The organism is Kitasatospora sp. NPDC001547, assembly GCF_042894165.1.
GTDB lineage: Bacteria > Actinomycetota > Actinomycetes > Streptomycetales > Streptomycetaceae > Kitasatospora.
Genome location: NZ_JBIAVL010000001.1, coordinates 422084 through 443689 on the forward strand (window position 1 = coordinate 422084; position 21606 = coordinate 443689).

At 70.5% G+C, this 21606-nt stretch carries 16 protein-coding genes and 1 pseudogene; 15 read left to right on the forward strand and 2 right to left on the reverse strand.

Going from position 1 to position 21606, the window contains the following annotated elements:
* Window positions 1-29: 29 nt before the first annotated feature.
* From ACFY0X_RS01660 to ACFY0X_RS01670, 3 genes are all read left to right on the forward strand, one after another.
* Entirely contained in the window at window positions 30-1361 is a 1332-nt protein-coding gene (locus ACFY0X_RS01660) for an NAD(P)/FAD-dependent oxidoreductase (RefSeq protein ID WP_387747631.1), read from the forward strand.
* 433 nt (window positions 1362-1794) lie between these two features.
* Window positions 1795-3246, forward strand: a complete 1452-nt coding sequence (locus tag ACFY0X_RS01665; RefSeq protein ID WP_387748056.1) for an aldehyde dehydrogenase — start codon at window positions 1795-1797, stop codon at window positions 3244-3246.
* Window positions 3247-3294: 48 nt separating this feature from the next.
* On the forward strand, window positions 3295-4842 hold the full coding sequence (locus tag ACFY0X_RS01670; protein ID WP_387747633.1) for a long-chain fatty acid--CoA ligase: 1548 nt from the start codon (window positions 3295-3297) through the stop codon (window positions 4840-4842).
* A 3-nt stretch (window positions 4843-4845) separates the two neighbouring features.
* Here the strand turns inward: ACFY0X_RS01670 and ACFY0X_RS01675 are convergent, their stop codons facing one another.
* Complete coding sequence (locus ACFY0X_RS01675; protein ID WP_387747635.1) at window positions 4846-5418, reverse strand: TetR/AcrR family transcriptional regulator; 573 nt, start codon at window positions 5416-5418, stop codon at window positions 4846-4848.
* 195 nt (window positions 5419-5613) lie between these two features.
* Between ACFY0X_RS01675 and ACFY0X_RS01680 the strand changes: the two genes are divergently transcribed.
* The 11 genes from ACFY0X_RS01680 to ACFY0X_RS01730 all read left to right on the forward strand — a co-directional run bounded on the left by ACFY0X_RS01680 (window position 5614) and on the right by ACFY0X_RS01730 (window position 19389).
* Window positions 5614-7131 (forward strand): flavin-containing monooxygenase, encoded by a 1518-nt coding sequence (locus ACFY0X_RS01680; RefSeq protein WP_387748058.1) that lies wholly within the window; start codon window positions 5614-5616, stop codon window positions 7129-7131.
* Entirely contained in the window at window positions 7128-8087 is a 960-nt protein-coding gene (locus ACFY0X_RS01685) for an alpha/beta hydrolase (RefSeq protein ID WP_387747637.1), read from the forward strand. Before ACFY0X_RS01680 ends, ACFY0X_RS01685 begins: the two co-directional genes overlap by 4 nt.
* A gap of 79 nt (window positions 8088-8166) precedes the next feature.
* Window positions 8167-9723, forward strand: a complete 1557-nt coding sequence (locus tag ACFY0X_RS01690) for a GMC family oxidoreductase (RefSeq protein WP_387747639.1) — start codon at window positions 8167-8169, stop codon at window positions 9721-9723.
* Between the two features lie 80 nt (window positions 9724-9803).
* Window positions 9804-10637 carry a phytanoyl-CoA dioxygenase family protein gene (locus tag ACFY0X_RS01695; protein ID WP_387747641.1) on the forward strand — a complete coding sequence of 278 codons (834 nt, stop codon included), beginning with the start codon at window positions 9804-9806 and terminating at the stop codon, window positions 10635-10637.
* A 13-nt stretch (window positions 10638-10650) separates the two neighbouring features.
* Window positions 10651-11070 carry a RidA family protein gene (locus ACFY0X_RS01700; protein ID WP_387747643.1) on the forward strand — a complete coding sequence of 140 codons (420 nt, stop codon included), beginning with the start codon at window positions 10651-10653 and terminating at the stop codon, window positions 11068-11070.
* A gap of 135 nt (window positions 11071-11205) precedes the next feature.
* Complete coding sequence (locus tag ACFY0X_RS01705; RefSeq protein ID WP_387747645.1) at window positions 11206-12648, forward strand: flavin monoamine oxidase family protein; 1443 nt, start codon at window positions 11206-11208, stop codon at window positions 12646-12648.
* A gap of 551 nt (window positions 12649-13199) precedes the next feature.
* Complete coding sequence (locus ACFY0X_RS01710; protein WP_387747647.1) at window positions 13200-14099, forward strand: D-alanyl-D-alanine carboxypeptidase family protein; 900 nt, start codon at window positions 13200-13202, stop codon at window positions 14097-14099.
* A gap of 179 nt (window positions 14100-14278) precedes the next feature.
* The gene (locus tag ACFY0X_RS01715; protein ID WP_387747649.1) at window positions 14279-15139 is read left to right on the forward strand and encodes an endonuclease/exonuclease/phosphatase family protein; all 861 of its coding nucleotides are present in this window, start codon (window positions 14279-14281) and stop codon (window positions 15137-15139) included.
* Between the two features lie 124 nt (window positions 15140-15263).
* Complete coding sequence (locus ACFY0X_RS01720; protein WP_387747651.1) at window positions 15264-16031, forward strand: response regulator transcription factor; 768 nt, start codon at window positions 15264-15266, stop codon at window positions 16029-16031.
* A gap of 4 nt (window positions 16032-16035) precedes the next feature.
* Window positions 16036-17298, forward strand: a complete 1263-nt coding sequence (locus ACFY0X_RS01725) for a sensor histidine kinase (protein ID WP_387747653.1) — start codon at window positions 16036-16038, stop codon at window positions 17296-17298.
* A gap of 522 nt (window positions 17299-17820) precedes the next feature.
* Complete coding sequence (locus tag ACFY0X_RS01730) at window positions 17821-19389, forward strand: trypsin-like serine protease (protein WP_387747655.1); 1569 nt, start codon at window positions 17821-17823, stop codon at window positions 19387-19389.
* Window positions 19390-19750: 361 nt separating this feature from the next.
* On the opposite strand, the pseudogene ACFY0X_RS01735 reads toward ACFY0X_RS01730, so the two are convergent.
* Window positions 19751-19888, reverse strand: a pseudogene (locus ACFY0X_RS01735) (exodeoxyribonuclease III); the annotation flags it as partial.
* Window positions 19889-19976: 88 nt separating this feature from the next.
* On the opposite strand from ACFY0X_RS01735, the gene ACFY0X_RS01740 reads away from it, so the two are divergent.
* Complete coding sequence (locus ACFY0X_RS01740; RefSeq protein ID WP_387747657.1) at window positions 19977-21542, forward strand: recombinase family protein; 1566 nt, start codon at window positions 19977-19979, stop codon at window positions 21540-21542.
* Window positions 21543-21606 lie beyond the last annotated feature (64 nt).

Consider the following 21606-nt stretch of genomic DNA (forward strand, 5'->3'; position numbering starts at 1 on the left):
GGTGCAGCAGACGCACGAGGAACGGTGAGATGAGGACCGAAGACATCGACTACACGGCGTTCACCGGCTGGATCGATCCTCCGTCCGACGTCCTCCCGGCGCTCAAGGCGGAGATCACCTGCGATGTGGCGGTCGTCGGCGGCGGCCTCGGTGGCATGTCGACCGCCCTGCGCCTGGCCGAACGCGGCATCGACGTCGTTCTGCTGGAGGCGGAGTTCTGCGGTCACGGATCGAGTTCGCGCAACGCCGGACAGCTGGCCGGCGGTCCCGGCGGCGACATCCAGATGCTCGACATCCTCTATCCCAAGCGCCTGCCCTCCATCGTGAGGTTCGCCGAGAACGCCGCCCACTTCGTCGAGAGCCTGATGAAGCGCCTCGACATCGAGTGCGACTACGAGCCGACGGGGAACGTCGGTGTCGCGGTGTCGAAGGGCCAGATGGGCAGGGTCCGCAGGGTCGCCGAGATCCTCGCGAGGTGCGGCGCGACCGTCGAGGTCGGAACCAGTGCGGAGCTCGGGATACCGCGCAGTTTCGTCGGCGGGTTCCTCGAGCCCGTCGGCGGCATGATGAACCCGGGGAAGTTCACCCTGGGCGTTCGGCGCGCCCTGCTCGCGTCGAGCGCGCGCGTGTTCGAGCAGACGCGTGTCGAGGACGTCGAGCCGTCCGGGGACGGCGTACTCGTCTCGGTCCCCGGTGGCCGGGTCCGGGCCAACCGGGTGGTGCTGTCCACCAACGCGTTCGGCGGAGAGCTGCGGATCACGCCGAAGCGACTCGCCTCACCGATCTGGGTCACGGAGGTCGAGACCGAGCCGATCGATCCCGCCCGCCTCGCCGCGCTGGGCTGGACCAGCCGGTCCGGGGTGGTCACCCAGCACGCCATCATGCAGAACTACCGGCTGACGCCGCGCAACACGATCATCACCGGCGTGCGCAGGCTGCAGCGCGGAAGGTATCCGCTCCCGCCGGGACGCACGGCCGACGAGTCCGTGGTGGCCGGTCTCGTGGACGGGTTCAGGACGCACTTCCCCTCCCTCGCGGGCGTCGAGTTCGAGCGCGCCTGGGGCGGCTGGGTGGCGGTCACGCCCAGCTGGCTGCCCGTGGCCGGCCAGGTCGGCGACACCGTCTACTACTCGATCGGCTGCAACGGGCACGGCCTGGGGCAAGCCCCCTACCTCGGGCAGCTCATCGCCGACCGCATCGCCGGCGATGCTCCGCACGAGGACCTGCTCGCCCTGTGGCGCACGAAGCCCAGATTCCTCCCCTCGCCGCCGATGACCCGGGTGGGTCTGCGTGCCGTCTGGCTCGTGGACCGCATCGCCGACCGGTTCAACGGCAGTCGGCGCCACGCCAAGGGGAACTGACAAGGGGACTGACGAGGGGCACTGACGAGGGGAACCGAGAGTGCGCCCGGCCGGGGTTGGACACCCTCGGCGGCAGCCCTCGATCGTTGGCGACGGCCCGCCGGTTCACCGGCGGGCCGTTTGCGCGTCTCGGACCGCCGGCGGGCACGGCGGCGACCCGGCGATCGCCGCGGGAGCGGGTGGACGCGCTGCCCGTTCTCCCCTGTGACGCAGTCAGCTCCGACACGCGGACGCAGGGGCCGGCGCCGAGGGCGACCAGCGCGGCACCCTCGGTGGCCCGGTGAAGCCCGCCCAGCTCGAAGAGGCCTGACACGAACTCAAGTCGGGTTGTAAATCGGCAGTTCCAGGCCGTTGACGCGACCCGGCCCCGGGCACATACTCGACATCGAATCGACTTTGACTCTCGGCCAGTTCCGGCGCAGTAGAGGAGCACATCGAGGTGCACGAGTACGGCACGTTCTTCATCGGCGGCGAGTTCGTCGCCCCCCGGGGGACCGACACGATCACCGTCATCAACCCCAGCACCGAGGAGGCCATCGGCCGGGTGCCCGAGGGCACGCAGGCGGACGTCGATGCCGCGGTCACCGCCGCACGGAGGTCGTTCGACAGTGCCGGCGGCTGGGGCGGCTACACCCCGCAACAGCGCGCCGACGCCCTGAACCGCCTGGCCGACGAGCTCGACGCCCGCCAGGAGGCCATCGCCACGGCCGTGTCCAGTCAGAACGGCATGCCCTTGGCCGTGGCCGGACTACTGGAGACCAACTACCCGTCGGCGGTCTTCCGGTACTATGCGCGCCTCGCCGTCACGACGGCGTACGAGGAGCACCGTCCCGGCTTCCTCGGAGCCGGTGACACGCTCATCGAGCGCCGTCCGATCGGCGTCCTGGCAGCGATCGTCCCGTGGAACTTCCCCCAGGCGCTGACCGCCTGGAAGGTCGGACCGGCCCTGGCGGCCGGCTGCACCGTGGTCATCAAGCCCTCTCCGGAGACCGTGCTGGACTCCTACCTCTTCGCCGAGGCCGCCCGGGCGGCCGGCCTGCCGCCCGGGACGGTCAACATCGTGCCCGCGGGCGGCGCCGTCGGGGCGTACCTGGTCAGCCACCCCGGCATCGACAAGGTGACCTTCACCGGATCGACCGCCGTGGGCCGGGCGATCGGCGAGGTCTGCGGACGCCTGCTGCGTCCGGTGACCCTGGAACTCGGCGGCAAGTCGGCGGCGATCTTCCTCGACGACGTCGACCTCGACCTGGCCAGGATCGGTGAGGCCCTGTTCACCACGTGCCTGCTGAACAACGGGCAGACCTGCTTCCTCACCAGCCGCATCCTCGCTCCGCGCTCCCGCTACGACGAGGTCGTCGACGCGATCTCCGCGCTCGCCGGATCCATGACGGTCGGAGACGCCCTGGACCCGTCGACGCAGATCGGCCCGATGGCCACAGCGAAGCACCGTGACCGGGTCGAGGGCTACATCGCCGAGGGGAAGGCGGCGGGTGCCCGGATCACCGTGGGCGGCGGACGCCCGGCACACCGGTCGAAGGGCTGGTTCGTGGAGCCGACCGTCTTCGCCGATGTCGACAACGCGTCGACCATCGCCCAGGAGGAGATCTTCGGCCCGGTGCTGTCGGTCATCGCCTACGAGGACGAGGACGACGCGGTGCGCATCGCCAACGATTCGGCCTACGGGCTCGGGGGAGCGATCTGGACCGGGGACCCGGAGCGCGGCCGGTCGATCGCACGGCGCGTGCGGACGGGCACCGTGGGCGTGAACCGCTACCTGCCCGACGCCGCGGCCCCCTTCGGCGGGGTCAAGGCCAGCGGCAGCGGCCGCGACCTGGGGCCGGAAGCCCTCGCCGCCCACCTGGAAATCAAGTCCATCTACGTGTGACCGAGCGGGCCGCCGCGGACCACGTCTCCTCCGCACCGGAAGAACACCATGCTGAACCTCTCCGTCCTCCTGGAGGACTCCGCCCGCAGGCACCCGGCGCGGGACGCGCTCGTGCTCGGGCCGAACCGCCTCACCTACCGTCAGGTTGACGAGGCAGCCAACCAGGTCGCGAACCTGCTCGTCGAACGGGGCGTCCGGCCCGGTGACAAGGTGGCGCTCAGCTGCCCGAACCTGCCGTGGTTCCCGGTCGTCTACTACGGGATCCTCAAGGCCGGCGCCGTCGTGGTGCCGCTGAACGTGCTCCTCAAGAGCCGCGAGATCACCTATCACCTCGAGGATGCCGACGTCGTCGCGTACTTCTGCTTCGAAGGCACGCCGGAGCTGCCGATGGGAACCGAGGGCTTCGCCGCCTTCACCGCCGTCGACGGCGTCGAGCACTTCTTCCTCATCACCGCCGATCCGGCGGCGGCGAGCCCGATCGCCGGCGCGGAGACGTTCGCCCGGGCGACCGCCGGCCGCGGGACCCGTTTCGAGACCGTGCCGACCGAGGCCACCGACACCGCGATCATCCTCTACACCTCCGGCACCACCGGAACGGCAAAGGGGGCCGAACTCTCCCACGCCAACACGATGATGAACACCCTGGCCGTCAACCGGCTCTTCACGAGCAGGCCGGCCACCGACAGCCATCTGCTCTGTCTGCCGCTGTTCCACACCTTCGGCGCGACCGTGCAGATGCACGCGGGCTTCTCCACGGCCGCCACGCTCCACCTCGTGCCGCGCTTCGACGCGCGGCAGGTCGTCCAGCTCATGGACCGCGAGGAGATCACCTTCTTCGCCGGTGTACCGACGATGTGGTGGGGCCTTCTCGGGGCGCTGACCGACGGCATCGACGTGGAGCGCATCGCCCGCAACCTCCGGGTGGGCATCTCCGGCGGCGCCGCGCTGCCGGTAGAGCTCCTGAAGCAGATCGAGGAACGCCTGAACGTCACGGTTCTGGAGGGGTACGGCCTGTCCGAGACGAGCCCGGTGGCCACGTTCAGCGACAGCGAGCGCGAGCCGCGTCCCGGTTCGATAGGCGTTCCGATCTGGGGTGTGGAACTGAAGCTGATCCACCCGGACTGGACCGAGGTCACGGAGGCCGGTGCCGTCGGTGAGATCGCCGTCAAGGGCCACAACGTGATGAAGGGCTACTACGGCCGTCCCGAAGCGACGGCCGAGGCGATCAGGGACGGCTGGTTCCGCACCGGGGACCTGGCCCGCAGGGACGAGGACGGCCACTACTACATCGTCGACCGCTCCAAGGACCTCATCATCCGCGGCGGCTTCAACGTCTACCCCCGCGAGGTCGAGGAAGTGCTCATGACGCATCCGGCCGTCAGCCTCGCCGCCGTGGTCGGCGTGCCGCACGAAAGTCACGGCGAGGAGATCAAGGCGTTCGTCATCCTCGCGCCGGGCGCCGAGGCCACGCCCGCCGCGCTCGTCGCCTGGGGCAGGGAGCAGATGGCCGGCCACAAGTACCCGCGCATCGTGGAGATCGTTCAGAACCTGCCGATGACCGCCACCGGAAAGATCCTCAAGCGTGAGCTCACCTGAGCGTCACCTGTCGGCATCAGTCGCGTAGGAGGACAGGTAGGCGGCGACGAGGCGTCGGGCTTCCTCGATCACCTCGTCGTCGCCGCCCGGAGTGCTCCGGAACGCCACCTCGAAGAGCTGGTAGCCGGCGGCCCAGGCGAGCCGCACCACGAGTCGCGGGGTGTCGGCGGCGATCAGCTTCCTCCCGACGAGGAAGTGCCAGAACCTGTCCGCCTGCGACTCGTCGAAGCTGCGGACGAGCTCTTCCAGGGCCCGATGGCCCATCGCGAACCACAGCTCGACGCAGCTCGGGCGCCGGCGGAAGAAGTCGCGCATGAGGTCGATGACGCCCTCGACGGCGTCTCGAAGCGTGCGGGGTCCGGGCCTGGCCAGCTCGGTACCGATGAGCGCGTCCATCTCGCGCACATGGCCCCGCATGAGCTCGATGTCGACCTCGTGCCGGTCGGAGAAGTAGTGGTAGACGGAGGCGGTCGGAATGCCCGCCCGTTCGCCGATCGCCTTGAGCGTGGCGGCCTCGTAACCCTGCTCGCCGAGCAGCGCCTCGGCGGCATCGAGGATCGCTCGTCTGCGCTCCATCCCACGGCGCTGCGCCCCGCGTGGGCGACGGGTTGTCGATGCTGACGATTCCATCTCGAACACGATTCGAGATCGTATCAGCGCCACTCGACCGTCCGCCCTGTCGAAGGCATTGACAGTGCTTGAATCCCTTCTAAACTCGAAGTCGAGTCGACTTTCATAGTTCGACACTCTGGGCGGGAGCCGCACGTGCAGATCACGACCACCGGCAGGACGTCACCCCCCGCGGACGTCGATGTGCTGATCATCGGCGCCGGCATCTCGGGAATCGGGGCGGCCTCGCACCTCAGAACCCTCCACCCCCTGAAGTCGTTCGCGATCCTCGAGGCACGCGAATCCATCGGCGGCACCTGGGACCTGTTCAGGTATCCCGGCATCCGTTCGGACTCGGACATGCCCACCTTCGGCTTCGGTTTCAAGCCGTGGACTCACCGCAAGTCGATCGCCGACGGGCACATCATCCTGGACTACCTGCAACAGACCGTCGCCGAGCAGGGGCTGACCGAGACCATCCGCTTCGGATACCGCGTGCTCGGCGCGGAGTTCTCGTCCGAGCAAGGACGGTGGACCGTCACCGCCCGGCATTCCCCCACGGGTGAGACAGCCGAGTTCACCGCACGATTCCTCTTCCTGGGCACCGGCATGTACGACCACGACGCCGGCTTCACACCGGAGTTCACCGGCGTCGAGGACTTCGAGGGGCAGGTGGTCCATCCCCAACACTGGCCGGAGGGCCTGGACTACGCGGGCAAGCAGGTGATCGTGATCGGCAGTGGTGCCACGGCAGTCACGCTGGTCCCGTCGATGGCCCGCACGGCCGGGCACGTCACGATGCTCCAGCGCTCGCCGGGCTACATCCTCTCCTCACCCGCCGAGGACAAGATCGCCAACGCGCTCAGGCGAATCCTCGGCCACGAGCGCGCACACAAGGCCGTTCGGCGCAAGAACATCCTCCTCACGCGCGGGGTCCACAAGGTGTCCCTGCGTGCCCCGAAACTGATGCGCAGGCTGCTGATCGCCAACGTGCGCCGCCGGTTGCCCCGGCACTTCGACGTCGACACCCACTTCACCCCTCGTTACAACCCGTGGGAGCAGCGGCTGTGCGTGGTGCCCGACGGCGATCTGTTCAAGGCGCTCTCCGTCGGCCGGGCATCCGTGGTCACCGACCACATCGAGCGGTTCACGAAGACGGGCATCCTGCTGAAGTCGGGCCAGGAGCTGGCCGCGGATCTCATCGTGACCGCGACCGGGCTCGTCATGTCGCCCTTCGGCAAGATCAGGTTGAGTGTCGACGGCCGGCCCGTCGATCCGTCCGCGACGACGTCGTACAAGGCGATGATGCTCTCCGGCGTGCCGAACCTCGTGTTCGCCCTCGGCTACACGAACCTCTCCTGGACGCTCAAGGTCGACCTGGTCAGCGAACACTTCTGCCGACTGCTCGACCACATGGACTCCCACGACTACGCCACCGTCGAACCGGTGCTGGACGATCCGTCCGTGGAGCGGGTGCCGTACATGGACCTGGCCTCGAACTACGTCCGGCGGGGCATCGGGGCGTTCCCGCGCGCGGGGACCAGTGGCCCCTGGACCGTCGAGATGGCTTACGAGAAGGACGTCAAGCGGCTGCGCGAGGGGCCCGTCGACGATCCGGCCCTGAGGTTCACCGCCGCCGGGCCGGTGCCGTCGGCCTCCCGACCGAGGGGAGCGCGATGAAACACGACATCACGTTCACCAGTCACGGCGTCAGCTGCGCCGCCTGGCACGTGCCGGCCACCACTGACGCCCTGGCCGGTCAGGCGGGGCGGCCCTGTGTGGTCATGGCGCACGGCTTCGGCGGCACCCGCGACAGCGGCCTGCTGAACTATGCCGAGCCCTTCGCCGCCGCCGGCATCGACGTGCTCGCCTTCGACTACCGCGGCTTCGGGGACTCCGGGGGCGCACCCCGCCAGGACGTCTCGGTCCGCCGCCAGCGGCAGGACTACCACGCGGCCCTCGCGGCCGCGCGGCGCCTGCCGGGCGTCGATCCGGACCGGATCGCGGTGTGGGGGGTGTCGTACGCGGGCGGTCACGCCCTCGTGGTCGCGGCACAGGACGCCCGTGTCGCCGCGGTCGTCTCCCTGACTCCCGTGACCGACGGCCTCGCCTCCTTGGCGCAGGTCGTACGCCACGCCGGGGTCGGCCGGTTGTTGCGGCTGGCCGGTCACGGATTGCGTGACGCGGCTCGCGCGCTCACCGCGCGAGCCGCGCACCGCGTGCCCGTCGTCGGGGAGCCCGGTGTCCTGGCGATGATGAGCGTGCCGCGCGCGGAGGAGCTCTGCGCCTCGTTCGCCGGGTCGGCCTTCCGCAACGAGGTGTGCGCCCGCGCCGCGCTGAAGGTCGGGTTGAACCGGCCCACGACCTTCGTCGGACGCCTGGCGTGTCCGATCCTTGTCCAGGTCGGTACGCACGACCGCATCGCACCGCCCGCCGCGGCACGCCGGACCGCCCGCAAGGCCGGTCGGTGGGCGCAGTTGCGCGAGTACCCCGTCGACCATCTGGACGTGTACGCCGGGCCGGGGCAGCGGCGGGTGCTGGCCGACCAGCTCGCCTTCCTCACCCACACCCTGGATCCGGCTGGGGCACCCCCGCCTCCGGTGCGGCACCGGGCTCCCCGGGCTCCCCGGGCGTAGGAACCGTCCGGTCCTGGGCACCCAACCTTCTTTCACCGCAACGTCGTTCGCCCCACACATTCTTCGTTCAACGGACGGGATGAGCATGTACGACTACGTCATCGTCGGCGCCGGATCCGCGGGCTGTGTCCTCGCGGCGCGGCTGTCGGAGGACCCCGAGGTCCGGGTGGCCCTGATCGAGGCCGGCGGCCCCGACACGGCTCAGGAGATCCACATCCCGGCCGCCTTCCCCCAGTTGTTCAAGTCCGGCCTCGACTGGGACCTGGACACCGACCCGGAACCGGGCCTCGGCGGGCGGCGGGCCTACCTGCCCCGGGGCAAGGTGTTCGGCGGCTGCAGCTCGACCAACGCGATGATCTACATCCGCGGCAGCCGTGCCGACTACGACGGCTGGGCCGCGGCAGGGGCGACCGGCTGGTCGTACGACGAGGTGCTCCCGTACTTCAAGCGCGCCGAGGACAACGAGCGCGGCCAGGACGACTTCCACGGTGCGGGCGGGCCGTTGACGGTCAGCGACGGAAGGTCGGGGCATCCGCTCTCCTCGCTCTTCGTGCAGGCCGCCCAGCAGGCCGGGTACAAGGCGAACGACGACTTCAACGGCGAGGACCAGTTCGGCGTCGGGCGCTACCAGCTGACGCAGCGGGGCGGCCTGCGCTGCAGCGCGGCTGTCGCCTACCTGCACCCGGCCCTCGACCGTCCGAACCTCACCGTGCTGCCTTCGGTCCTCGCCCGACGCGTGGTCATCGAGAACGGCCGGGCGGCGGGCGTGGAGGTGGACCGCGGCGGTGCCGTCGAGGTGGTTCGCGCCGAGCGCGAGGTGATCCTGTCGGCCGGCGCCTACGAATCCCCGAAGCTGCTGATGCTGTCCGGAATCGGCCCCGCCGACGACCTGGCCGCCTTCGGCATCGACGTCGTGCGGGACCTCCCGGTCGGCCGGGGCCTGCAGGACCACTACATGGCGATGCTGAACTTCCGCACCGACGCCGAGTCGCTGATCAGCGCGGCCACCGCCTCGAACGCCGCGCTGCTGCAGAGCGAGGGGCGCGGCCCGCTGACGTCCAACATCGGCGAGGCCGGCGGATTCTTCCGCAGCCGTCCCGAACTGGAGGCCCCCGACGTGCAGTTCCACGCCGCGCCCGTGCTCTTCCACCAGGAGGGGCTCGGCGCGGCCCCCGAGCACGGCTTCGCCTTCGGCCCGTGTGTGCTCGCCCCGACCAGCCGCGGCGCGGTGACCCTGCGCTCGCCCCGCCCGGACGCCGCGCCCCGGATCGTTCACAACTACCTGGTGACGCCGCAGGACCGGGACTGCATCGTCGCCGGGGTCCGGATCGCCCTGGACATCGCCGAGCAGCAGGCGGTGACCGACGCCGTCACGGGACCCTTCGAGGCGCCGGCCCCCGGTTCCTCCGACGCCGACATCCTCGACTGGGCGCAGCGGATCGGCCAGACGCTGTTCCACCCGACCTCGACCTGCGCCATCGGTTCGGTCGTCGACCCCGAACTGCGCGTGTACGGCGTGGCAGCCCTGCGGGTCGTCGACGCCTCCGTCTTCCCGACGGTACCGCGCGGCAACACCAACGCCCCCACGATCATGGCCGCCGAGAAGGCGGCCGACCTCATCAGGGGAGTCGTGTGACCGGCGATCCTCCGGGGCCTCGGATCCTCCCCCGGAGCCCCCACCGTTCGCACGACTCCCGTTACGAGAAAGGACCACACATGGACGAGTCAGTGCGGGAAGCGTTCCGGAACGACGGAGCCGCCCTGATCAAGGGCTGTCTCGACGACGGTCAACTGGCCAGGTGCCGCGAGGCGTTCGACTGGGCCGTGGCCAACCCGTCGCCGCTCGCGACTCAGCTCCTCGACGGGACCGAGCAGCAGTCGCTCGTCGACAACGCCAACCCGCTCGCCAAGGACCGGCTGGACGATCTGGTGTCCTCGCTGCCCTTCGGCCGCCTGTTCGCCGAGCTGTGGGGCTCGGAGAACGTCTGGTACTTCGCCGAGGAGGTGTTCCTCAAGGCCGGAGGAAAGGGCGGCCGCAGTGCCTGGCACCAGGACACCGCCTACCTGCCGTGGGCCGGCGAGCACTGGGGAAACGCGTGGATCACGTTCCAGCCGCTCTCCAAGCAGTACTCGCTGGAGGTCGTGCGCGGCTCCCACCACGGTGCCCAGTACGACGGCACCACCTTCGCGAACCCCGACGACCCGACCGAGCCCCTCTTCGGCGACGGTTCCCTGCCCCGCCTGCCGGACGTGGAGGCCGAGCGCGCGCTCGACCCCGACGCCTACGACGTGGCCTCGTGGGCGACCGAGCCCGGCGACGTCGTGGTGATCCACCCCCGCTCGCTGCACAGTGGCCCCGCCGTCGACGCCGGCTGCCCGGACCGTTACACGCTGGTCCTCCGCTTCTTCGGCGACGACGCGGTGTTCCGTGCCCTGCCGGACGTGGAGGGGCACCCCTTCGCCCGCAACGGCGTCCTCTTCGTCGAGGAGATGGCGAAGCTCAATCCGGGGGACCCGTTCCGCTCGCCCCTCTTCCGCAAGCTGATCTGAAACGGACCCCGCCATGAGTACGCACGACATGAAGCGTCAGCTGATCAACCCGCCCCCCACTCAGGCGATGTACGAGGCGCTGCACTTCTCGCAGGCGACCCGCGTCGGCGACCTGGTCTGGGTGTCGGGACAGGTCGGGATCGACACCGCCACCCTGACACCCGCCGACGGAGTGGAGGCCCAGACCCGGCTCGCGTTCGAAGGCGTGAAATCCGCCCTCCGGGGCGCCGGAGCGAGCTTGGCCGACATCGTCGAGCTGTCGACCTTCCACACCGACCTCCGCGGGGACATGGAGGTGTTCAGCCGGGTGAAGGACGAGTACCTGCCCGAGCTGTATCCGTCGTGGACCGCGGTCGGCGTGAGCCAACTCGCGCTCCCCGAGCTGGTGGTGGAGATACGGGTTGTCGCCGTGGTCGGCAGCGGCGGCGACTGACGGCGGTGGCTTCCTGATCGTTGCGCGGCGGGGAGTCCCCGGTCGGCCGACGCCCGACCGGCCGCGGGCTCCCCGCCGCCGTGAGGTTCCCCCACGGCTCGGTGGTTGCCGAGTTTTCGGGGCGGAGTCGGTGGGGTGAGTAACAGCCCGGTGCCGGCCGGGCATCCCTCGATTCGTCTTCCAGTTACCGCCGGCCGAGAACAGCAAGAGGAGTCGCGCGTCATGAACACCGTGCAACACATGGACGAGGAGACCTGCGACGTCGTCGTGATCGGCGCGGGAATGGCGGGCCTCATGGCGGCCACCACCCTCGCCGACAAGACCGACGTCAGGGTCCTCGAGTCGGAGGACCGTCCGGGCGGACGGGTCGAGACGGTCCGGAAGGGCGACTACTGGATCAACGTCGGCACCCAGTTCACCGAGGGGACGGGGCCGTTGATCGACGCCCTCGACCGGCACGGCATCGAGATGGGGTCGCTGGCCGGCACGAGTGTGGAGCTCGTCCTCAACGGCACATCGGTCGACACCTCCGACGTGCTCGGCCTCATGTTCCGCACCCGCATGACCGTCATGGACCGGGTCGGTATGGCGTTGGTCGGTGCCCGGATCCTCGCCGCGGTCCCGTTCCTGGAGTCGGAGAGCCGCCTGGCGAAGAAGGTGCGGGCCAGGCTCGACAGGCGCCCCGCGTCGCACCTCCTGCGCGGCGTCCGCTCCGAGGTGGCCCGGGCCATGGTCCGGGCCTGGTCCGCGCAGTGGATGGGGTGCGAGCCGGAGGAGACGGCGGCGACCCAGCTCGTGGCGTCGATCGGAGTCGCTCTGACGGACCCGGCGAAGGTGCCGAACTTCGCTCTGCCGGTCGGCGGAAACCAGACCTTGACCGACATCCTCGCCGCGGACCTCGGCGACCGTCTCCGGCTCGGCTCGACCGTGCGGTCCGTACGGAGGAGCGGCGACGGCGTCGTCGTGGACTACGACGTCGCGGGCCGTCCGGCACGGCTCCGCGCCGCACGCGCCATCGTCTCGGTTCCCAGCGACGTCGCCACGCGAATCCTCCCCGAGCTTCCGCGGGCGCACCGCGAGGCGTTCGACGACATCCGCTACGGCCGGTACGTGGTCGTCGGCTTCTTCACCGATGAAGAGGGCCCCCAGCCCTGGGACGGGCTCCTCGCCGTGTCCACGCCGCAGCTCTCCTTCCAGGCGGTGTTCAACCACGCCGCCGCCCTGCGAAAGAAGGGTCCGCGCAGGCCGGGCGGTGCGCTGGCGTGCTTCGCCGGTGGCGCTTCGGCCGACGCCCTGTTCGAACTCTCCGACGACGAGATCGTCGCCCGGTTCTCCAGGGACCTCCTCTCGGTCTACCCCCGGCTCGACGGGAAGCTCGGGGACGGCATCGTGCGACGCCACCGCCGCGTGGTGCCGTTCTGGGCGCCACGCGGCCGCGAGTCGCTGCCAACGCTGCGCAACCCATGGGGACCGATCCACCTGGCCGGCGACTACCAGCTCGACATGCCCTCGCTCGCCGACGCGGCCACCTCGGGCGAGAACGCGGCGAAGGCGGTTCTCGCAAGCCTGGGCCGCTGACGCTTCAAGGCTGCGGCGGCCGTCATCCGTTCGACCCGCAGCGCTACTGGAGTCGGTCGAGGTCGGCGGGCGGCGGCGTAGGCGCCCTGCCAGGTGATCGGTCCGGCGGGGCACCGCCTGAGGGCAGCCTGTCCATCCCGGTCCGGTCCGGCGGGTCAGGCTTTCCGGCTTTGCAGGGCTGTGGTCCGGTCTGGGGCGCCGGTGGGCCGGTACACGGTTGATACACGACTGCGTGATGGCGGAAGCCGAGCTACGACCGGGCCGAAGGGCCGGGCGTGGAGTCTGTGGGTCCGCCCGGTGGCCACCGCCCCGGGACGTTGTCCCTCTGACTCCGGGAGGCCGCTGTCGTGTCAGTTCCCACACCATCCGAAGACCGAAACCGAGACCGAGCCCGAGACCGAGACCGAGACCGGAACCGGGAGCGGCGTTACTCCCCCGGTCGGCTTGCTCCGGTCCGTAGGGGGACGCTGTGGGCCCTGGCCGTTGTCCTGCTCGCCGGGGCCGGGGCCGGTGGTGGCGCGCTGGCTGCCCGGCAGGGCGGCGACGCGGCCGTGGGCAGCGGCATCCGGGCCGGCGGGGCGCTGGTGCTGCCGGTTCCGGAGGCGATCGCGGCGCTGGGTCTCCCCTGGCCGCAGGAGGGGCAGTCGGCCGTCGCGGCGGCGAAGGTCGGGGTGCTCGGCGTCCAAGGCGGCCGGCAGCCGGTGCCGATCGCGAGCGTGACCAAGGTGATGACGGCGTACGTGGTTCTGCGGGACCATCCGCTCAAGGACGGCGAGGACGGGCCGACGATCACCGTCGACTCGCAGGCCGCCGCCGAGGCGGGTTCGGCGGACGAGTCGACCGCTCCCGTCACGGCCGGGCAGCGCCTGACCCAGCGCAAACTGCTGGAGGTGATGCTGCTGCCCTCCGCCAACAACGTGGCCCGGCTGCTCGCCCGGTGGGACGCGGGCAGCGAGGAGGCGTTCGTGTCCCGAATGAACGCGGAGGCCGCCCGGCTGGGGATGACCGGCACCACCTACACCGGGGCCAGCGGCTTGGAGGCCACGACCGTGTCCACCGCCGCAGACCAGCTCAAGCTGGCCCGCGAGGCGATGAAGGAGCCGGCGCTGCGGGCGACCGTGGCCCTGCGCGACACCACGCTGCCGGGCCGGGCCGTGCCACTACGCAACACCAACAGGCTGCTCGACCTGCCCGGGGTAGTGGGTCTGAAGACCGGTTCGACCACCTCGGCGGGCGGAAACCTGATGTGGGCCCTGGAAGTCGCCGACGCCGAGAGCGGCTCGGGGCGCCGGCTCGTCTACGGTGTCGTGCTCGGTCAGCGGGCCGGCGCCGCTCCCGCGGACGGCATGCGGGCGGCTCTGGAGAGCAGCGGCCGGCTCGTGGCCGCCCTGCGGCAGAAACTGCCCGGTGTCCTCCCGGCGCTCGACGGCGGCCAGCGGGAGTGGGCGTGAGCGGGCGCACCGGCACGGCCCCGGCAACGGTCGTCGCAGCACAGGCCCACGAGTCGGGCGACGGCGACGGCCCGCACCGCCGGACGGTTCGCCACCGTCTTCCCCGTCGTCCAACCCTCCGGGACGCCGGGCGGCGCGGGCGGCTGATCGCGGGGTCCGCCGCTGTGCTCGCCGCCCTGATGACGCTGAACCCCTGGCTGCCGAACGGCTCGGTCAACCTCGCCAGCCTCTGGCAGACCGTCCTGCCCTGGTCGGTCCTGGGCATCGTCGTGCTGTTCCTCCTGGCGGCACTGCGGCGCTCCGCCCTGGCCGCGGCGGCCGTACTGCTGCCCGCCCTCGTCTGGAGCGTCCTGTTCGCCCCGGCCGTACTCGACAAGCGCGCGGACGGCGGCGACTTCACGATCGTCAGCCACAACGTCAACGAGGACAACCCCGACCCCGCCCGGACGGCGCGCGCCCTGGCCGGCTCGGGAGCCGACGTCGTGGCGGTGGAGGAACTGGCGAGCCGCGCTCAGGAGACCTTCCGGCGCGAGCTGGCCGCCAGCTACCCCTACTCCCAGGTACGCGGCGGCATCGGGTTGTGGAGCAAGTACCCGTTGCAGTCGGTGGAGCCGGTGGAGATCATGCCCTGGACCCGGGCCATCCGAGCCACCGTCCAAACACCCAAGGGCCCCATCGCCCTCTACACAGCACACCTGGCCTCGGTGCGGGTACGCCTGGATGCGGGATTCACCACCATCGACCGCAACGACGCGGCCGCCAAGCTCGCTGCCGCTGTCCGAAGCGAGCCGCTCGCGAGGATCGTCGTCGTGGGTGACCTCAACGGCTCCTTCGACGACTCCGCACTGCGGACGCTCACCGGGCCGCTGCGCTCGGCCCAGCAGGAAGCCGGCGACGGCTTCGGCTTCACCTGGCCCGCGTCGTTCCCGGTGGTGCGCATCGACCAGATCCTGCTGAAGGGCATCACCGCGCGCTCCGCGTGGACCCTGCCCGACACCGGCAGCGACCACCTCCCGGTCGCGGCGTCCCTGCGACTGTGACCGCCCCGCACGTCCGCACCCACCCAACGCGGTGACCCGCACACCACGCCCCCGGAAGCCGCGACCGGCCGCCGACGTGCTGGAATGAGTACCCCACCCCCCAGGCGACGACATCGGAGAGCTCTTGTCCGCCACCCGAGTACCCGACACGGTCAACGTGCTGCTCGTCGAGGACGACGCGGTCATCCGCCGCTCCGTCCAACTGGCCCTCGAACGCTACGGCTACCAGGTCGACGTCACCGGGGACGGGCTCGACGGCCTGGACGCCATCCGGACCGGCGCCCATGACGTCCTGATCCTGGACGTGATGCTGCCCGGCCTCGACGGCATCAGCCTGTGCCGGCGCGTCCGCGAACACACCCTCACCCCCATCCTGATGATGTCCGCCCGGGGCGACGCCCTCGACGTCGTGGCCGGCCTCGAGGCCGGCGCCGACGACTACGTGATCAAACCCGTCGACATCCCCGTCCTCGTCGCCCGCATCCGCTCCCTGCTACGCCGCGCCGCCTTCCACGAGCAACCGGCCGCGCGGCTCGCGCCGGAGGAACGAACCGCGCCCGGCGAATCCCACAGCCGGCCCTCGCACTCCGCCGGACAAGAGCCGGACCTGCTCTCCTTCGGCGGCCTCACCATCGACCTGCGTGGTCTGGACGTGTGCCTGGACAGCCGGACCGTCCCCCTCACGCCCACCGAGCTACGCCTGTTGCTGGTCTTCGCGGAGAACCCCGGCACGGTCCTGGACCGCCGCCGTCTGCTGCGCGACGTGTGGGACTACGGCTGGGAGGGCGACACCCGGGTCGTCGACCTGTGCGTGGTGCGGTTGCGCAAGAAGATCGGCGCCGAGCGCATCGAAACCATCCGGGGCTTCGGCTACAAGTTCGTGCGGAGCTGACGCGATGGCCGCACGACGCGTCGGCCCGCGCCTGTTGGACCCGCGCTCCCTTCGCTGGAAGATCACCGCCCTGGTCGCGCTCGCCTGTGGTGCTATCGCCGTGGTGATCGGCGTGCTCGTTCACCAGGCGACCGCGGAGCGGGGCGACCGGATGGGGCGCGACCTGGCGATCGCCCGGCTGGGCTCCGCCGAGCAGGAGTTCTCCCGAACCGGCCGCCGCCCCGACTACGCCTCCCTCCAGCCCAGGACCACCTTGCCCGCACCATTGGCCCAAGCAGTCCAGGACTCGACGGTCCCGGGGGAGTACGCCCTGTGGTACGACGTCAAAGCGCCGAACTGGTACTGGATGTGGGCGGCCGTCGCCGTCGGCGACAACCAGGTGCTCACCGTCCGCACCGACCTGAGCGCCACCGTGCGCAGCCTCCAACTGCTGGACCGCAGCATCGTCAAGGCCGCCCTCGCGGCCCTCGCCGTCGTCGTTCCCGTCACCGCGCTGGCCGCCGAGCGGATGAACCGGCGCCTGCGCCACACATCCCGGACCGCCCGCCGGATCGCGGACGGTGATCTCGACGCCCGCATCGGCCGCCGGGGCCGCGCCCGCGACGAGATCACCGAGATGTCCGCGGCCGTGGACGAGATGGCCGCGACGCTGCAAGAGCGGCTCGCGGCGGAGAAGCGCTTCACCGCCGACGTCGCGCACGAACTCCGCACCCCGCTGATGGGCCTGGTCACCGCCGCCGGACTGCTGCCCGAGGACGATGAGGCCACCGACCTTGTGCGCACGCAGGTCCGCGCCCTGCGCGGCCTGGTGGAGGACCTGCTGGAGGTCTCCCGTCTCGACGCCGGCGCCGAGAGCGCCCGCCTCGACGAGGTACCTCTCGGCGATCTCATCGAGGAGGTGAGCAGGAAGGCCGACGGCAGTGTCCGGCTCCGGCTGACGACACCCGCCACCGTCCGCACCGACCCGCGCCGCGTGGAGCGGATCATCACCAATCTCGTCGCCAACGCCCACCGGCACGGCACCGCCCCCGTCGAGGTCACCGTCACCGGCAGCCGGATCACCGTACGCGATCACGGAGCGGGCTTCCCCGACGCCCTCCTCGCCGACGGGCCGCAGCGCTTCCGCACCGGGGTCGCCGAACGCGGCCAAGGACACGGCCTGGGCCTCACCATCGCCACCGGCCAGGCCGCGGTCCTCAACGCCCGTCTGACCTTCGCGAATGCCCCCGGCGGCGGAGCCGTCGCCACCCTCGACCTCCCCACCTAGTGCTGTGACCGCATAGCTTCGCCGGGTGAACGGTGGGAACAGATGCGGTGGCCCTGAGGAGCCACGTCTCGTGGTGGATCAGTCGATCGCGCGGCGGACCATCCGCCCCCGCCTGCCGAACCGGAACTCTCCACAAGCCTTCTCAGGCGACCGATTCGATGGCCGCGCCGCACCGGCTCGGCCATCGAATCGGTCGCCCTGGCCCCGCCGGTTTCTGTGGCGGATCCCCGTACTCGGGCCGGCCCTGCGCCGGGAGGGCCGCATGCCCGTCCACCGGGGCACCGCGCGGGCGGCGGAGTCGCTCGAAACAGGCATCTCTGCCGAGAAGTTGATCAGATGCCCTGCTTGGCCGACCCTCGCTGAAACACGTTTGAGCGGTTGCGGTGGTGTGCCTGAAGCACGGGTGAAGTCCTCCGGATACTCCCTGCGGTCAAGATCGTGGCCATGCGGAACGGCCCGGTGCTGTTCCTCCGTACATGCCGCCCGGCCTCATGTCAGGCGGCGCTCGAACGGGAGTCACACATGCGCAAGTGGATGAGCCGAAGGACGGCCGCCGTCCTGACGACCGGGGCTGTGGCGATCATGAGCCTGGTCACCGCCTTACCGGCGCAGGCCATCATGGGAGGTACCGAGTCCACCCAGCCGTATTCGTTCATGGTCTCGCTCCAGTACGACTCTCCCCGCCCGGACGGACACCGGTGCGGGGCCGTGCTCATCGCCCCGCAGTGGGCGGTGACCGCGGGGCACTGCGCCAACACCCCGACGGGCTTGAAGGCGGGCGTTCCCCGCGGCTGGAAGGTCCGCGTCGGGTCACTGGACGTCACCAACGGCGGCGAAGTCGCCGAGGTCGACACGTTCTACCGGCGTCTACTGAAGTTCGACCCCCCGGGCCAGGACATCGCGTTGCTGCACCTGCGCAAGCCGGTGCGGGCCAAGCCCGTACGGCTCTTGGAGACCACGCCCGCCGTGGGGACGCCCGTCCGCATCCTCGGCTGGGGCCAGGCTTCGGACACCTGCGACAGCTTCGACGACCCCACGTGCTTTCCCAGCAGACTGCGCGAGGCCGACACCGAGATCGTGCCGCTCCAGGACTGCTGGGACGACATCGACGCCACCGCGCCGTTGTGTGTCGGCCGCGTCGATCCTCCTGTCGGGCCGGGGACGACCGACTCCGGAGGGCCTGCCCTGGTTCGCGCGGGCAACGAGTGGGCGCTCGCGGGAACGGTCATCGGCGGCGGCATCAGGAACGCCAACTTTCCCACCCTGTACACCGATGTCGCGAAGAACCTCGCCTGGATCAACGGCATCGTGACCGGAACCGATGTGCCGCCGTTCGACCCGATCCCGAACGTGGAGGGCGTGGCCACGGTGGGTGACTGCGTGGGGTCCGTGGTGCGTCCGCCCACCGCGCGCCCCAAGGACCCAGCGTTGGTGCTGACCAACGGCCACTGCGTGCCGAGCGGTCGGCCCGCGCCGGGGACGGCGCTGGTGGACCGGCCCGCCGATCTGAACGGCCCGGTCACCATCAACGACTCCGCCGGCTACACCCGGACCACCGCCCGCGCGACCCGGCTGGTATACGCGACGATGTCGGGCACCGACATCGCGCTGTACCGGCTGGACAAGACCTACGCACAGTTGGCCGCGGAGGGCGCGAAGGTCTTCCGGTTGTCCACCACCCCGATGCGCAGCGGTGACCAGCTGTCCATGGCCTACAAGTCCAGCCGTCCGTCGTGCACGGTGGAGGCCGTGGTGCCACACCTGCGGGAGGACGGCTATCAACAGGACCACGCGGTGCGCTACGCAACCAACGACAACTGCGTGAGCAGGCCCGGCTACTCCGGCAGTGCACTGCTGGCGCCCGACGGGGAGACCGTCGTGGGCGTCAACAACACCCACAACCGCGACGGCGAGCAGTGCACCAAGAACAACCCCTGCGAGGTCGGCCGGGACGGATCCGTGACCGCGGTGCAGGGCCGCAGCTACGGCCAGCAGGTCCATCAGATCGCCGCCTGCCTCATCGAGGGCTCGCGATTGAAGCTGACCCGCCCGGGCTGTGTGCTGACTGGTGCCACAGCAGGACCTCGCTAGGCGTGTTGATCACGAGCGTTGCCGACGGTGGTCGCGCGCGACCATGACGAAGACCTCCGGTGCGGTCGAGGTGCCCAGGCTCCACACCGCACACGGAGGTCTTCGTGTCCGACCGCAACGCCCGGCCGGCCGTGCACGCGGGCGGCTCCTGGCCGAGCGTGTCCGCTCCGGCCGACCGGTCGCGCACGTCACCGCCGAGAACTGGCGTCTTTCGAGTCACGGCCCACCCGTTTCCGCAGGTCAGAGCCTTGCCTGACCTGCGGAAACGGTGAGAGATCAACCTGCGATTCCGCAGGTCAGGGGCACTCCTACAGGTCGTAGTAGAGCTCGAACCCGCGTGCATCGGGAGTTGGAGCACACGTCAGTTGTCCACGTCGAACACCACGGTGACGGGGGCGTGGTCGGACCAGCGTTCGGCGTGGGTGGCGGCGCGTTCGACGTAGGCCTCGACGGCCTTGGCGGCGAGGGCGGGGGTGGCGACCTGGAGGTCGATGCGCCAGCGGAACGACGCCTTTTGTAAAAGGTCCACCCGTTCGAGAGTGCCCTGTTCGAGGGTGCCTGCTGGCCTTGGCGGTAGGGGGAGGCCCATGGGCATTGTGACGGCTTTGGCGCCGGTTCGGGCGGTCGTTGGTTCGCGTGTCTCGGACACGCACGGGGATGAGGGCAAGGTCTCGCATCTGGTGCAGGCGGAGTCGGCGACGCGGCACGCGGTCTCGAAGGAGTGGGAGATCGTCGGGTCCTTCGAGGACCTGGACGTCTCGGCCCAGATCACGCCGTGGAAGCGTCCCGACCTTGGTCCGTGGCTCACCGAGCGCCAGGGCGACTGGGACGCGATGGTATGGGCGAAGGTCTACCGGGCGTTCAGGTCCGCGAAGGACTGCGCGGACGTCGCCCACTGGGCGGAGGAGAACCACAAAGTCCTGGTCTTCACCGACGACGGGATCACCCTGGACTACCGGCAGGGTCGGGAGTCGTCGTTCGGGAACGAGCTGGCCAACACCTTCCTGATGCTCGCCTCGATCTTCGCGGAGATGGAACTCAAGCGGATCAAGGCCCGCGTCACCGCCGCGCACAAGCACCTGCGAAAGACCGACCGGTGGGCCGGCGGGCAGCCGCCGTACGGCTACCGGATCGTGGACCGGCCCGGCGGCGGCCGCACACTCGAGCCGGACCCGGTGACCTCGGAGGCCGTGCGGTACATGGGCAAGCTGCTGTTGGAGGGGCAGAGTCAGTGGATGATCGCCACGGCCCTGGAGGCAGCTGGCTTCGACACTCCGGCCACCCACGCGTACAAGAACCAGGGCGACACCTACACGAGCAAGCGCAAGACTGCTCCGTCGAACCACTGGAACCCCAGCAGCGTGGGGAAGATCTTGCGCTCGCCGGCGACGATGGGTTTGAAGCTGACCGGCCGGTCCGTGAAGGCGCGCAAGATCGCCCGGGACGCGAAGGGCCTGCCGATCCGGATGGCCAAGCCTCTGTTCACGGAGGAGGAGTGGGCCGCGGTCCAGGCGGCGATGGACGAGCGCTCGGTCACGAAGGAGCGCTCGAACGGCGCTTCACCCTGGCTGGGCGTGCCGCACTGCGACCGCTGCGGCGACCGGTTCTACCGGCAGGTGAACCTCGCGAAGAACGGCAAGATCTACGAGTACTACCGCTGCGCGAAGACGGCCGGCAAACCCGCCTGCAAGGGCCAGTCCATCAAGGGCGAGCGCGTCACCAACGCGATCACCGCCCTGGTGGAGCGCTTGGCCGGGCTGGCGATGACCGTGCGCAGGTTCATCCCCGGCGAGGACCACACCGAGCAGCTCAACCACGTCACGGCGGCCATGAAGGACTTGCGCGAGGAGAAGCGCCGCAATCTGTTCGACTACCCCGGCGGCGACGACGAGTACTCCGAAGCCCTCGAGACCCTGGTCGACGAACGACGCCGCCTCGCAGCCCTTCCACAACGCCCCTCCGCCTGGGTCGAGGTCGAGACCGGCCAGACCTTCGCCGACGCCTGGACCCAAGCCGACCAGGAGTACCGCCGCCAGCTCCTCCTTGGCCTCAAGGCCCGTCTCTACATGACACCCGCCATCGAAGGCTGGTACCTACCCACCGAACTCGAATCCCGAGTACGGCAGCTCGAACGCGCTGGAAGCTCGGCGTAGGTCGGGTGATTCGGGATCGTTGTGGACCCGAGACCTCCGCGTACGCGGGACCGTCCGCCCGGGA